The sequence below is a fragment of the Caballeronia sp. LZ029 genome (assembly GCF_031451275.1).
Taxonomy (GTDB): Bacteria; Pseudomonadota; Gammaproteobacteria; order Burkholderiales; family Burkholderiaceae; genus Caballeronia; species Caballeronia jiangsuensis.
In genome coordinates this window covers 3,044,474-3,058,101 of the sequence record NZ_JARUXO010000001.1, presented here as the reverse complement: position 1 = coordinate 3,058,101, position 13,628 = coordinate 3,044,474, and the positions used below count along the sequence as shown (strand labels likewise).

General features: G+C 60.2%; 13 protein-coding genes. All 13 read left to right on the top strand.

Translation table 11 applies throughout. The features are described from left to right. Window positions 1-220: 220 nt before the first annotated feature. The 13 genes from QCE73_RS14395 to QCE73_RS14335 all read left to right on the top strand — a co-directional run bounded on the left by QCE73_RS14395 (window position 221) and on the right by QCE73_RS14335 (window position 13,628). The gene (locus tag QCE73_RS14395; protein ID WP_309881772.1) at window positions 221-1,393 is read left to right on the top strand and encodes an ABC transporter substrate-binding protein; all 1,173 of its coding nucleotides are present in this window, start codon (window positions 221-223) and stop codon (window positions 1,391-1,393) included. Between the two features lie 146 nt (window positions 1,394-1,539). After that, window positions 1,540-2,595: a branched-chain amino acid ABC transporter permease gene (locus QCE73_RS14390; RefSeq protein WP_035499368.1), complete on the top strand. Its 1,056-nt coding sequence runs from the start codon at window positions 1,540-1,542 to the stop codon at window positions 2,593-2,595. Between the two features lie 4 nt (window positions 2,596-2,599). Continuing rightward, entirely contained in the window at window positions 2,600-4,372 is a 1,773-nt protein-coding gene (locus tag QCE73_RS14385) for an ABC transporter permease subunit (protein WP_404989753.1), read from the top strand. Next, on the top strand, window positions 4,372-5,139 hold the full coding sequence (locus QCE73_RS14380; protein WP_309881770.1) for an ABC transporter ATP-binding protein: 768 nt from the start codon (window positions 4,372-4,374) through the stop codon (window positions 5,137-5,139). The genes QCE73_RS14385 and QCE73_RS14380 overlap by 1 nt, the downstream gene beginning before the upstream one ends. 157 nt (window positions 5,140-5,296) lie before the next feature. Beyond that, window positions 5,297-7,261, top strand: coding sequence for a tRNA uridine-5-carboxymethylaminomethyl(34) synthesis enzyme MnmG (gene mnmG, locus QCE73_RS14375; protein ID WP_309881769.1), 1,965 nt, complete (start codon window positions 5,297-5,299; stop codon window positions 7,259-7,261). After that, a complete protein-coding gene (gene rsmG, locus QCE73_RS14370) occupies window positions 7,258-7,923 on the top strand; it encodes a 16S rRNA (guanine(527)-N(7))-methyltransferase RsmG (RefSeq protein ID WP_309881768.1) in 666 nt (221 codons plus the stop codon). Before mnmG ends, rsmG begins: the two co-directional genes overlap by 4 nt. 80 nt (window positions 7,924-8,003) lie before the next feature. Then, window positions 8,004-8,783, top strand: a complete 780-nt coding sequence (locus tag QCE73_RS14365; protein ID WP_238209372.1) for a ParA family protein — start codon at window positions 8,004-8,006, stop codon at window positions 8,781-8,783. Window positions 8,784-8,829: 46 nt separating this feature from the next. Beyond that, on the top strand, window positions 8,830-9,732 hold the full coding sequence (locus tag QCE73_RS14360) for a ParB/RepB/Spo0J family partition protein (RefSeq protein WP_035499361.1): 903 nt from the start codon (window positions 8,830-8,832) through the stop codon (window positions 9,730-9,732). A gap of 11 nt (window positions 9,733-9,743) precedes the next feature. Then, a complete protein-coding gene (locus QCE73_RS14355) occupies window positions 9,744-10,880 on the top strand; it encodes an SLC13 family permease (protein WP_309881765.1) in 1,137 nt (378 codons plus the stop codon). 210 nt (window positions 10,881-11,090) lie between these two features. After that, the gene (locus QCE73_RS14350) at window positions 11,091-11,636 is read left to right on the top strand and encodes an ATP synthase subunit I (protein WP_029672587.1); all 546 of its coding nucleotides are present in this window, start codon (window positions 11,091-11,093) and stop codon (window positions 11,634-11,636) included. Window positions 11,637-11,813: 177 nt separating this feature from the next. Beyond that, the gene (atpB, locus tag QCE73_RS14345) at window positions 11,814-12,665 is read left to right on the top strand and encodes a F0F1 ATP synthase subunit A (protein WP_035499356.1); all 852 of its coding nucleotides are present in this window, start codon (window positions 11,814-11,816) and stop codon (window positions 12,663-12,665) included. Window positions 12,666-12,754: 89 nt separating this feature from the next. Then, window positions 12,755-13,024, top strand: a complete 270-nt coding sequence (atpE, locus tag QCE73_RS14340) for a F0F1 ATP synthase subunit C (protein WP_007180033.1) — start codon at window positions 12,755-12,757, stop codon at window positions 13,022-13,024. A gap of 133 nt (window positions 13,025-13,157) precedes the next feature. Then, complete coding sequence (locus QCE73_RS14335) at window positions 13,158-13,628, top strand: F0F1 ATP synthase subunit B (protein WP_035499354.1); 471 nt, start codon at window positions 13,158-13,160, stop codon at window positions 13,626-13,628.

The window sequence follows — 13,628 nt, the reverse complement described above, 5'->3', positions numbered from 1 at the left end:
TTTTTTCTGTGCCGTGCAGTAGGAACCCGAAGCGAAGAAGAGGGCGCGAAGCCTCGATCGCAACGGCGCAACGGTCAGGGAAAACCAGCCTTGGCACGCAGTAACGCGGTAAATAGATTGGGGCGGCTCTTTGGTTAGCCTAGGGAAGCAGCATCGATAACAACTCGCAGCAGCGCACCGCAGGGGTGCGTGAACCGCAAGTCGCGTTTGGAGACAAGCAATGAAAACGAAGAAGGCATGGATCAGGACGGGCATCGCGCTCGCCATCGCGGGCAGCGTGCTCGCAGCATCGGGCGCGGCGTTGGCTCAGGTGAAGATCGGCGTGACGCTCTCGGCAACGGGACCGGCCGCATCGCTCGGGATTCCCGAGAAAAATACCGTCGCGCTGCTGCCGAAGGAAATCGGCGGGAAATCGGTCGAATACATCGTGCTCGATGACGGTTCCGACACGAGCCGCGCCGTGCAGAACACGCGCAAGCTGATCGATGAAGATCACGTCGATGCGATCGTCGGCTCGACGGTGACGCCGAACTCGCTCGCGATGATCGATGCGGCCGCCGCCGGCAAGACGCCGATGATCTCGATGGCCGCGTCCGCAGCGATCATCGCGCCGATGGATGCGAAGAAGTCGTGGGTCTTCAAGACGCCGCAAAACGACGCGCTGATGGCGGATGCAATCGCGAGCTACATGGAGAAGCACGGCGTGAAGACGGTGGGTTTCATCGGCTTCGCGGATGCCTACGGCGACGGCTGGTACAACGTGTTCAATACGGCGGCGGCGGCGCACAAGCTGAAGATCGTCACGAACGAGCGCTATAACCGCACGGACACGTCCGTGACCGGCCAGGTCCTGAAAACGATGGGCGCGAACCCGGACGCGGTGCTGATCGCGGGCGCGGGCACGCCGTCGGCGCTGCCGGCGAAGGCGCTCAAGGAGCGCGGCTACAAGGGCAAGGTCTATCAGACGCACGGTGTCGCCAACAACGACTTCCTGCGCGTCTGCGGCAAGGACTGCGAGGGCGAGATTCTGCCCGCGGGTCCGGTGCTCGTGACCGAGCAGTTGCCGGACAACAATCCGGTGAAGAAGTCGTCGGCCGCCTACAAGGAAGCGTATGAGAAGGCGTACGGCGCGGGTTCGCTGTCGACCTTCGGCGGTCATGCATGGGATGCGGGCCAGATGCTCCAGCGCGCGATTCCCGAGGCGCTGAAGAAGGGCCAGCCGGGCACGCCGGAATTCCGCGAAGCGCTGCGTGCGGCGCTGGAAAACCTGAAGGATCTGCCGGTGTCGCACGGCATCATGAACATGACGCCGACCGATCACAACGGCTTCGACAATCGCGCGCGCGTGATGGTGCAGATCGTCGACGGCAAGTGGAAATTGCTGAACGACTGAGCGTCAGAGGACGCGCTTCATCGCGCGTTCTTGTTTCTTGATTTCGAGATGAACGAGCGGCGCACCGGCAACGGCGCGCCGCTTTGACCATGTCCCGGCGGCTGTTATTGAGGCGCCTGTTTCAAAAGAAGCTTTGAAGAGGAAGTATGGACTTATCGATTGCGGCGATCCTCGCGCAGGACGGGATCACCACGGGCGCGATCTACGCCTTGCTCGCGCTCGCTCTGGTGCTCGTGTTCTCAGTGACACGCGTCATTTTCATTCCGCAGGGCGAGTTCGTCGCGTATGGCGCGCTCACGCTGGCCGCGCTGCAAACGCAGAAGCTGCCCGCGACCTGCTATTTGCTCATCGCGATGGGCGTCGGCTGCTTCGTCGCGGAACTCGCTGGTATCGTTCGGCATCCTGCACGATATCACCAGATCGGACGCTTGCTCGCCGTGCTGGCGGGCAAGTATCTGCTGTTTCCCGTCGCGGTTTGGGGAATCACGCAGGCGGCCTTCGCACAGCCTCTGCCGATGATCGTGCAGATCGCGCTGACACTTCTGATCGTCGTGCCGATGGGACCGTTCGTCTATCGCCTTGCGTATGAGCCGATCGCGGAGGCGAGCACCTTGCTGCTGCTGATCGTGGCGGTGGCGGTGCACTTCGCGATGGTCGGCCTCGGGCTCGTGATGTTCGGCGCGGAAGGCTCGCGCACGACGGCGTTTTCGGACGCCACGTTCAATCTCGGCAGCGTGTCGATTTCCGGACAGAGCCTGTGGGTCGTCGGCACGGCGGTGGTGTTGATCGCTGCGTTGTACTTCTACTTCGATCGGTCGATTTCCGGGAAGGCCTTGCGCGCGACGTCGGTGAACCGGCTGGGTGCGCGGCTCGTGGGCATCGGCACGACGCAGGCAGGCCGCCTCGCGTTCACGCTCGCGGCAGGCCTGGGCGCGCTGTGCGGCGTGCTCGTGGCGCCGATCACGACCATCTACTACGACTCCGGCTTTCTGATCGGCCTGAAGGGCTTCGTCGGCGCCATCGTCGGCGGTCTGGTGAGCTATCCGCTCGCGGCTGCGGGCTCGTTGCTGGTGGGTCTGCTCGAATCGTATTCGTCGTTCTGGGCGAGCGCGTACAAGGAGGTGATCGTCTTCACGTTGATTATTCCGGTTTTGCTGTGGCGCAGCCTGGCAAGCCCGCATTCGGATGAGGACGAGGAGTAAGCCGATGAAATTCCGTTCTTTTTGGATCTTTTTGTTGATCGTCTTCGCTCTGCCGATCCTGCCTCGGCCGGTCGCCGTGCCCGAGTACTGGATCACGCTGCTGAACTACATCGGCCTGTATTCGATCGTCGCGATCGGACTCGTGCTGCTGACCGGCATCGGCGGGATGACGAGCTTCGGGCAGGCTGCGTTCGTCGGCGTAGGCGCGTATGCGACGGCCTTCCTGACGACGCGATACGGTGTCTCGCCGTGGCTCGCGCTGATCGCGGGCGTCGTGCTGACGGCGTTTATCGCGCTGTTGCTCGGCCTCATCACGATGCGCCTCTCCGGGCACTTCCTGCCGCTCGGGACGATCGCGTGGGGGCTGTCGTTGTTTTATCTGTTCGGCAACATGGAACTGCTGGGCAAATACGACGGTATCAACGGCATTCCCGTGCTCAACGTGTTCGGCTGGGAGCTCGAATCGGGCCGCAGCATCTATTACCTGATCTGGGTCGTGGTATTGCTCGCGGTGATTTCTGTTCAGAATCTGCTTAATAGCCGTCCGGGGCGTGCGATCCGCGCGCTGCGAGGCGGCGGCACGATGGCCGAAGCGATGGGCATCAACACCGCCTGGATGCGGGTCGTCATCTTCGTCTATGCAGCGGTTCTCGCGGCCATTTCCGGCTTCCTGTACGCCCATTTGCAGCGCGCGGTGAATCCGACGCCGTTCGGACTGAATCACGGCATCGAGTTCCTGTTCATGGCGGTGGTCGGCGGCGTCTCGCATGTCTGGGGTGCGATTCTCGGCGCGACGATCCTTACCGTTCTGCAGGACTATCTTCAGACGCTTCTGCCCAAGCTGCTCGGCGCGAACGGCAATTTTGAGATTATCGTTTTCGGCGTCTTGATGGTGCTGCTGCTGCAATACGCGCGACAGGGCGTCTGGCCGTTCGTGGCTCGCCTTTTCCCGCGCGGGCCGCGTGCGCATGTCCCGGATCATGGCGATGTTTTGCCGCAGCGCAGCAAGCCAAACGCGGGTGAGCCCTTGCTCGTTGTCGAAAAAGCGCGCAAGCAGTTCGGCGGACTGGTCGCGGTCAACGATGTGAGCTTCGAGGTAAAGGCGGGCGAGATCATCGGTCTGATTGGCCCAAATGGTGCGGGGAAATCCACGACCTTCAATCTCGTGACGGGCGTGCTTCAGGCCACGAGCGGAGCGATCAGTTTTCACGGGGAGCGAATCGAAAAGCTCACTTCACGTGAAATTGTCAAACGGGGGATTGGGCGGACGTTCCAGCACGTCAAGATGCTTACGGGGATGACGGTGCTGGAGAACGTCGCAATCGGTGCGCATTTGCGCGGCAACACCGGAGTCTGGCGCAGTGTCGTGCGATTGAATGCGGCCGAAGAAGCTCGCTTGATGTCCGAAGCTGCGAAGCAGATCAAGCGCGTGGGTCTGGAGAAGCATATCTACAGTGAGGCCGGCAGTCTGGCACTCGGTCAGCAGCGGATTCTCGAAATCGCCCGGGCGCTGTGCTGCGATCCGACTCTTCTGTTGCTCGACGAACCCGCGGCGGGTCTGCGTTATCAAGAAAAGTTGCAATTGGCCGAGTTGCTGCGAAAGCTGCGTGCCGAGGGAATGAGCATTCTTCTGGTCGAACACGACATGGACTTCGTGATGAATTTGACCGATCGGCTTGTCGTGATGGAATTTGGAACGAAGATCGCGGAAGGCTTGCCGACGGAAGTCCAAAAAGATCCGGCGGTTCTCGAAGCGTATCTGGGCGGGGTGGAGTGATGGCGAAGGAATCGAATGCGGTCGGAAATCCGATTTTGCAGGTCGACGGCTTGTCGGTGCGTTATGGCAAGGTCGAGGCGTTGCACGATGGCAAGCTTACCGTCGGTCCGGGGCAGATCGTTTCCGTGATCGGGCCGAACGGCGCAGGTAAGTCGACGCTTCTTAACGCGATCATGGGCGCGTTACCGCAAACGGGGCATGCCAAGGGCGTCGTGCGATATCTCGCCGAAGATGTCTCAGCCTTGGCGATTGAACGTCGTGTTTCACGTGGAATGTGTCTGGTGCCGGAAAAGCGCGAGTTGTTCGCGACGATGACGGTTGAGGACAATCTGGTGCTTGGTGCATATCGGCGCAAGCGGGCCGGCGAGCGTAACTTTCTCGATCAGCTCGATCACGTATTCGAGCTTTTTCCGCGACTGAAAGAACGCAGGAAACAGGCGGCCGGAACGTTGTCGGGCGGGGAGAGGCAAATGTTGGCGGTGGGCCGTGCGTTGATGGGCAAGCCGCAGCTTCTCATGCTCGACGAGCCGAGCCTTGGACTTGCCCCGCTGATCGTAAAAGAGATTTTTCACATCATCAGCGCCCTTCGTCAAACGGGCGTCGCGACGCTGTTGATCGAGCAAAACGCACGCGCTGCCTTGCAGATTTCCGACTATGGCTATGTGCTTGAGACGGGTGAGTTCGCGCTCGAAGGAAACGCAGACGCGCTCCAACACAATCCGCAAGTCATCGAAACCTATCTCGGTTTGACGAAAAAAGTCGCGTAAGCGCGACGCTCGCGGTGCCATCAGAAGGCGTGTTTCACGTGAAACACGCCTTTTTTTCGTCTTCGGCCGATCGGTCGAATTCGAGGCAGAGAAGAAGCCGTTATAATTCAAAGTTATTCTCTCTCCCAGGTTCGTGTCGTTCGCACACGAGATCCCAATGCTTTATCCCACAGAATTTGATGTGATCGTCGTTGGCGGCGGTCACGCAGGCACAGAGGCGGCGCTCGCCTCTGCACGTATGGGCTGTAAGGCGCTACTTTTGACCCACAACATCGAGACGTTGGGTCAGATGAGCTGCAATCCGTCGATCGGCGGGATTGGCAAGGGCCATCTCGTCAAAGAAGTCGACGCGCTCGGCGGGGCAATGGCCGCGGCGACGGACGAATCGGGGATTCAGTTCCGGATTCTCAACTCGTCGAAGGGGCCGGCCGTGCGGGCCACGCGGGCACAGGCGGATCGTTTGCTGTACAAGCAGGCGATCCGACATCGGCTCGAAAATCAGGCCAACTTGTGGCTATTTCAGCAAGCGGTCGACGATTTGATGGTCGAAGGCGATCGCGTCGTCGGCGCCGTGACGCAAGTTGGGCTCCGTTTTCGAGGCCGCGCTGTCGTGCTTACTGCTGGCACCTTCCTCGACGGCAAGATTCATGTCGGGCTGAATAACTACGTCGGTGGACGGGCAGGCGATCCTGCTGCGGTGTCGCTTTCGGCGCGGCTCAAGGAGTTGAAGCTCCCCCAAGGCCGTCTCAAGACGGGCACGCCTCCGCGAATCGATGGCCGGACGATTGATTTTTCCAAGCTCGAAGAGCAGCCGGGCGATCTCGATCCGATTCCTGTGTTCTCGTTCCTTGGGCGCGTGGAGCAGCATCCGCGTCAGTTGCCTTGCTGGGTCACGCATACGAACGCTCAAACGCACGACATCATCCGCTCCGGACTCGATCGTTCGCCGATGTACACAGGCGTGATCGAAGGCGTCGGGCCGCGGTATTGCCCATCTATCGAGGACAAGATTCACCGTTTCGCCTCCAAAGACGCGCACCAGATCTTCCTGGAGCCCGAGGGGTTGACCACAAATGAGTTCTATCCGAACGGCATTTCCACGAGTCTCCCCTTTGACGTTCAGCTCGAACTCGTTCGCTCGATGCGCGGCCTTGAACATGCGCACATCCTTCGACCTGGCTACGCGATCGAATACGACTACTTCGATCCGCGCGCGCTGAAGGCTTCGCTCGAAACGAAGGCCATCAACGGGCTGTTCTTCGCAGGTCAGATCAACGGTACGACCGGCTACGAAGAAGCCGCCGCGCAGGGCCTGCTGGCGGGTATCAACGCTGGGCTTCAAGTTCAAGGGAAAGAAGCGTGGTCGCCGCGTCGCGATCAGGCGTATCTGGGCGTTCTCGTCGATGATCTCGTCACGCGTGGCGTATCAGAGCCGTATCGGATGTTCACGAGTCGCGCCGAGTACCGCCTGTCATTGCGCGAAGATAACGCGGATATGCGATTGACAGAGATCGGACGCGAATTGGGCGTCGTCGATGACGCCCGCTGGGACGCTTTCAGCCGCAAGCGCGATGCTGTTTCACGTGAAACACAACGCCTTCGTTCTACGTGGGTCAATCCGAAGACTCTCCCGGCGGAAGAGGCGACCGTGTTGCTTGGTAAGCCGATCGATCACGAATACAGTCTTGCCGATCTCCTGCGACGGCCCGGAGTTTCATACGACGGAATTTGCTCTATCCGTGATGGCGCCTGCGGTCCCGAAACATCGCTCTCAGATGATCCGGTCCTGCTCGCGCAGATCAAGGAGCAGATCGAAATCGGTGTGAAGTATCAGGGCTACATCGATCGTCAGGCGGACGAGATCGTGCGAAATGGCGCGCAGGAAAATACGCGCCTGCCGGAAGCGCTCGACTATAACGAAGTCCGAGGTTTGTCCTTTGAGGCCCGCCAGAAGCTGATTCAGCATCGCCCGGAGACGATCGGACAGGCTTCGCGTATCTCGGGCATCACGCCGGCTGCGATCTCGCTTCTCATGGTTCATCTGAAGCGCGGCGCTGGCCGCCGCGGTCGCAATGCGGCTGGCGACGATTCAATCACCGATAAGCCGACGGCGGTTCAATGACGGAGCGCAATCCATCCTTGGCGACGACGCTCGAGAAGGGCGTCGCCGAACTCGATCTTGCGCTATCGCCCTCGCAAATTCAGAAGCTCCTCGATTACGTCGCGCTGCTCGGCAAGTGGAATTCCGTCTACAACCTGACGGCGATCCGCGATCCGCAGCAGATGCTGATTCAGCACATCCTGGATTCGCTCGCGATCGTTCGGGCGGTGTCCGCGCGCAAGCCGGCGACTGCGCTGGACGTCGGGTCGGGCGGCGGTTTACCTGGCATCGTACTGGCGATCACGCTGCCGGAATTGCGCGTCACGCTCAACGACATCGTTCATAAGAAAACCGCGTTTCAGTCGCAGGCTAAAGTGCAATTGGGTCTGAACAATCTATCGGTTGTGACTGGTCGCGTCGAAAGTTTACGTCCGGGAGTCGAAGTCCCGGGAAAATTCGATTTAATCGTGTCGCGTGCATTCGCAGAGCTCTCCGATTTCGTTACACTTGCGCGTCACCTGGTTGCCGACAATGGGCGAATTCTGGCGATGAAGGGCGTCAGGCCCGAAGCCGAGGCCGCGCGTGTGCCGGAGGGCGCGAAAGTGCTCGGCATCGAGCGATTGAAGGTTCCTATGCTCGACGCGGAGCGACACCTCGTCGAGATTGCCGTCGAGCCAGCTTGACGGTCCGTCGTACAGGTTCCATCCAGCATTCCAGCCAGGCACGCTGATCTTCTGACAGCGAAAAACGAGGACACTAAACGATGGCAAAAATCTTCTGCGTCGCAAATCAGAAGGGCGGCGTTGGAAAGACCACGACAGCGGTCAATCTCGCGGCCAGCCTCGCAGGGCTCGACCAGCGCGTGCTGTTGATCGACCTCGACCCGCAAGGCAACGCGACCATGGGCAGCGGCATCAACAAGGCAGCGTGCGAGAACACTGTCTATGAGGTGCTTGTCGATGGCGTCACGCTGCGCGAGGCGCGCACACGTCCGGAGGCCGTCGGCTATGACGTATTGCCCGCAAATCGCGAACTGGCGGGCGCCGAAGTAGAACTCGTGCAGATGGAGAATCGCGAGGGCATCCTTCGGGCCGCGATCGCCGAGGTAGTCGATGACTATGACTTTGTGCTGATCGATTGCCCCCCGGCACTCTCGCTGTTGACCCTCAACGCGCTGTGCGCAGCGCACGGCGTCGTGATCCCCATGCAATGTGAATATTTCGCACTGGAGGGGCTGTCGGACCTCGTGAACACCATCAAGCAGGTGCACGCGAATCTGAATCGCGATCTGAAGGTTATCGGCCTGCTGCGCGTGATGTTCGATCCCCGAATTACGTTGCAGCAACAAGTGTCGGACCAATTGAAGGAACACTTTGGCAGCAAGTTGTTCGACGTTGTGATCCCGCGCAATGTGCGCCTTGCCGAAGCGCCGAGCTACGGGCTGCCCGGCGTCGTCTTCGACAAGTCGTCGCGCGGTGCGCAGGCGTATATCCAGTTCGGCACGGAAATGATCGAGCGTGTGCGTGCGCTCAACGTCAACTAAGCAAAACCCATTCGATGCGACAGAGAACGCTGACGGAGGAACCGAAATGAGCGCTGTGATGAAGAAAAAAGGTCTAGGCCGAGGCCTGGATGCATTGCTCGGCGGCAGCGTCGACATTACGGAAGCCGTGCGCGGCGAGGGCGCACCCTCGGTGCTGTCGCTCGATAAGATGCAGGCCGGCAAGTATCAGCCGCGCACGCGGATGGACGAGGGCGCGCTCCAGGAACTCGCGGCGAGCATTCGCGCGCAGGGACTGATGCAGCCGATTCTCGTGCGCTCCATCGGCGACGATCGCTATGAAATCATCGCGGGCGAGCGACGTTTCCGTGCCGCGCGCCTTGCGGGACTCGACGAAGTTCCAGTGCTCGTGAAAAACGTGCCAGATCAAGCCGCCGCCGCGATGGCGTTGATCGAGAACATTCAGCGCGAGGATCTGAATCCGCTGGAAGAGGCGCAGGGCATCCAGCGTCTGCTCGACGAGTTCCGCTTTACTCACGAACAGGCGGCCGAAGCGGTCGGGCGCTCGCGCAGCGCGGTGTCGAATCTGCTGCGTCTGCTGAACCTGGCGTCGCCCGTTCAGACCATGCTCCTCGCCGGCGATCTCGACATGGGCCACGCGCGCGCGCTGCTCGCAGTCGATGCGGCGACGCAGATCCAGCTTGCCAATCACGTCGTCAATCGCCGTTTGTCGGTTCGCGAAACCGAACGTCTGGTGGCGGCGACCACAAAGGAAGCGCCTGCGACAAAAGCACGCGCCGCAAACGACGGCGGACGTGATACGCGTCGTCTCGAAGAAGAGTTGTCCGATCTGCTTTCCGCGAACGTGAAGATCAAATTGGGCGGAAGAGGGCGCGGCAAAGTCACGATCGATTTCGGCAATCTGGACTCGCTCGAAGGCATCCTCACCAAGTTGCGCGGCAGTATCGAAGCGCCGACTCCCGCCAACTGATCGCGCGGATCTTGTCCGAATTCAACGCGAAGCGCACGCGTTCCGACTTTCTCGCGCTTATCTGGAGGACCGTCTCGAAAGAGCCGGTTCTCGCGATTCTCATCTTCGCGCTCGTCGCGCTGCAGATCGCGCATCCGCGTTCGTGGATGTCGCTGCCCGGTCTCGTCGACTGGCAGACGGTGCTCACGCTCGCCGGCCTCCTGATCCTGACGAAGGCGATCGAATTATCAGGATTCCTGATGTGGGCGGCGCATCGACTCGTGCATCATATTCATGGCGAGCGGACCCTGGCGCTGCTGCTCGTGGCGCTTGCTGCGGGACTTTCGACCGTGCTGACCAACGACGTCGCGCTCTTTGCCGTCGTGCCGCTCACATTGTCGCTGCACAAGCTCGCACCGCTGCCGATCAAGCGGCTCGTCATCGTGATCGCGCTCTCGGTCAACGCAGGTTCGATTCTCACGCCCCTCGGCAACCCGCAGAACCTCTTTCTATGGCAGGCGGGCGGCGTCGGCTTCCCCGCGTTCGTGTGGGCGATGCTGCCGCTGTGCGCCGCATTGATGGCGCTGCTAGGCGTCGTCACGTTCATGATGTTCCGCGCGAAACCGCTCGATCTATCCGGCGATGTCGAAGAGCATCGTGTCGATCGCGTGTTGTGCGGTGTGGGTGTGCTTGCATTCGCTGTGTTCGTCGCGCTCGCCGATGCGCATCATGTCGGTCCGGCGCTTGCCGCGCTCGCGATCGTCTTTCTGCTATGGCGTCGCGAGATCGTGTTCAGGATCGACTGGCTGTTGCTGCTCATCTTCGTGATGATGTTCATCGTGCTGCGCAGCGCGGCCGCGTTGCCGTCGATTCACGCGGCCATCGCCCAGGTTGGAATAGCCACGCCAGCGCGCGCGTATGCGGCCGGCGCCGTACTCTCGCAAGCGATCAGCAACGTGCCCGCGGCCATCGTGCTAGCGGAATTCACGAAGGACTGGCGCGCGCTCGCATTCGGTGTCAGCGTCGGGGGATTCGGCGTGGCGATCGGCTCGCTGGCCAATCTCATTGCCATGCGATTGTCGGGTGAAAAAGGCATGTGGATGCCATTTCACATGGTGTCGATACCATTCTGGATCGTGGCAATGGTCATCGGTTGGGCGCTCGTTTGACGCTCACTGAAGGCTCTGCCATCGAATGAGAATCTCCTTGCAATTGCAAGAAAAGTCTCGCTTTTGAGATTGATTTTTAAGCTTCGTCCGCTTGGCTTTTGACACACCTAAACTATTGAATCCGCGACAACAATCGCTTACAATCGCCCGGATTTATCAGCTAGGCCACCTCGAAAGCGCAGCGAAAGCGCAAGGTGATTTTCCGGACTCTTGGTTGAAGGTTTGAAGACGGTGCGAGAGGAAAATCGAGCGCCGAACGCTCACGCAACCGGCGATGCGAACGCCTCCGGAAATCAGCCGCGCAGTTCGTCTGCCGACGCGTGGGATGCCGAAGCGCAAGATAACAATATCGTTCCGCTCACGCGGGATCAGGCACAGAAGCTGTTTGGGCCCGAGGTGAGTCGTCCATCGCGTGTCACGCCGTTTAAGGTGGTGGCAGCGCAAATGGTTTTGTCCCTGGGTGCGACGCTGCTTTGGTGGCTGTTCTACAAGCCGCCGGGTGATGCTGCGCTGTCCGCATTTCTGGGGGGAGCAATCTGCTGGGTGCCGAGCGCTTTGTTCGCCGCGCGCCTGAGAGCGAAGAGCGGCGCGGAGACGATCATGAGCTGGATGATCGGCGAGGCGCTCAAGATGGGAGCGACGATCGCCATGTTCGTGGCGGTCGCGTACTGGTACAAGAGCGCGTTGTGGTTGCCGCTGCTCGTCACGTACATCGTCGCTCTGAAGACTTACTGGGTTGCAATGGCGCTACGGTGACGAATCTTGACGTCCCAGGTAAGTGCCTGCAGCACAGGATGTAAGTAGCATCACATATGAAGACGTGCGGACCCTGTTCCGCACTCAGGCCTCTCGACCCGGAGCCGCTCAGCGAAGCGGAGGCTCGGAAGCGACAGGCGGCGAAAGATTTTTGACAATTTGGGTGGCTTTAACGATATGGCAGCTAGCGAAGGAACGCACGCTCTGGATCCGTCCGAGTACATTGCGCACCACTTGCAGAATCTTTCCACGCACGCACAGACGTCGATTTTCGACATCCACGTCTGGAATCTCGACACGCTTTTCTGGTCGATCGTGTGCGGTCTCGCAACCATCCTCATCCTCGGTCTTGCCGCACGCAAGGCGACCTCCGGTGTTCCCGGGCGGTTCCAGTGCGCTATCGAGATGCTGGTCGAAATGGTCGAAGATCAGTCGAAGTCGATGATTCACGGCAGCCGCCGCTTCATCGCTCCGCTCGCGCTGACCGTGTTCGTCTGGGTCGCCCTGATGAACTCGCTCGACTTCATCCCCGTTGATTTGCCGGGCCGCGTCATCGGCTGGCTGGGTCTGTCGGAAGCGCTGCCGCATCATCGCATCGTGCCGACGGCCGATCTGAACGGCACCATCGGCATCGCGCTCGGCGTGTTCGTGCTGATGATCTACTACAACTTCAAGATCAAGGGCGCCGGCGGCTTCGTGCATGAACTGCTGTCCGCTCCGTTCGGCGCGCATCCGCTGCTGTGGATTCCGAACCTCGCGCTGAACATCATCGAGTTCGTCGCCAAGACGGTTTCGCTCGGCATGCGGCTTTTCGGCAACATGTACGCCGGCGAACTGCTGTTCCTGCTGATCGCCCTTTTGGGCAGCATGTGGACGTTCGGTGCGGACGCTTCTGTGCTCGGCTTCATCGGCCACGTGGTCGCGGGCACGGTTTGGGCGATCTTCCACATTCTGATCGTGCTGTTGCAGGCGTTCATTTTCATGATGCTGACGCTGGTGTATATCGGCCAGGCGCATGACTCACACTGACGCGTTGCGGCACGTTCCGGAATCGTTCAGGTTTTAGGTTTTCGTTTTTTATAAATCCAGTTCCAAAGTCTTTAATCAAAGGAGTGATCATGCAAGCTTTCATCGCCAACATCCAGGGTCTGACCGCCATCGGTATCGGCATCATCATCGGCCTGGGTGCAATCGGCGCCTGTATCGGTATCGGTCTGATGGGCGGCAAGTACATTGAAGCGTGCGCTCGCCAGCCGGAACTGATGAACCCGCTGCAGACCAAGATGTTCCTGCTGGCTGGTCTGATCGACGCGGCGTTCCTGATCGGCGTTGGTGTGGCAATGCTGTTTGCGTTCGCGAACCCGCTGCTCTCGAAGCTCGCAGGCTGAGGTTCCTCGGAACTGTGCGTCTGACTTTTAAAGACGCCTGAACGGAACGGATGAGGCGCTGATCGAGCTCAACAAGCCGATGAGCGCCTTTTAACCGTTTCACCTCCGATCAAGCAACGTTTAAGGAAACACCGTGAATCTCAACGCAACCCTGTTTGCGCAAATGGTCGTGTTTCTGATCCTCGCGTGGTTCACGATGAAGTTCGTGTGGCCGCCGTTGATCAACGCCCTCGACGAGCGCTCGAAAAAGATTGCCGACGGCCTCGCCGCCGCCGACAAGGGCAAAGCGGAACTCGAAGCGGCGCACAAGCGCGTCGACCAGGAACTCGCGCAAGCGCGTAACGACGGCCAGCAGCGCATCGCCGATGCCGAAAAGCGCGCCGCCGCAGTCGCAGAAGAAATCAAGGCCAACGCTCAGGCCGAAGCCGCGCGCATCGTCGCGCAAGCCAAGGCTGACGCAGACCAGCAAGTCGTGAAGGCGCGCGAAACGCTGCGTGCCGAAGTCGCGGCTCTGGCCGTCAAGGGCGCCGAGCAAATTCTGAAGCGCGAAGTCGATCAGAAAGCTCACGCCGATCTGCTGAATCAACTCAAAACCGAGCTCTGA

Bases quoted from the DNA above. Each gene is read 5' to 3' on its own strand.
- QCE73_RS14395 (WP_309881772.1), top strand. From the start codon at position 221: ATGAAAACGAAGAAGGCATGGATCAGGACGGGCATCGCGCTCGCCATC.
- QCE73_RS14390 (WP_035499368.1), top strand. From the start codon at position 1,540: ATGGACTTATCGATTGCGGCGATCCTCGCGCAGGACGGGATCACCACG.
- QCE73_RS14385 (WP_404989753.1), top strand. From the start codon at position 2,600: ATGAAATTCCGTTCTTTTTGGATCTTTTTGTTGATCGTCTTCGCTCTG.
- QCE73_RS14380 (WP_309881770.1), top strand. From the start codon at position 4,372: ATGGCGAAGGAATCGAATGCGGTCGGAAATCCGATTTTGCAGGTCGAC.
- mnmG (WP_309881769.1), top strand. From the start codon at position 5,297: ATGCTTTATCCCACAGAATTTGATGTGATCGTCGTTGGCGGCGGTCAC.
- rsmG (WP_309881768.1), top strand. From the start codon at position 7,258: ATGACGGAGCGCAATCCATCCTTGGCGACGACGCTCGAGAAGGGCGTC.
- QCE73_RS14365 (WP_238209372.1), top strand. From the start codon at position 8,004: ATGGCAAAAATCTTCTGCGTCGCAAATCAGAAGGGCGGCGTTGGAAAG.
- QCE73_RS14360 (WP_035499361.1), top strand. From the start codon at position 8,830: ATGAGCGCTGTGATGAAGAAAAAAGGTCTAGGCCGAGGCCTGGATGCA.
- atpB (WP_035499356.1), top strand. From the start codon at position 11,814: ATGGCAGCTAGCGAAGGAACGCACGCTCTGGATCCGTCCGAGTACATT.
- atpE (WP_007180033.1), top strand. From the start codon at position 12,755: ATGCAAGCTTTCATCGCCAACATCCAGGGTCTGACCGCCATCGGTATC.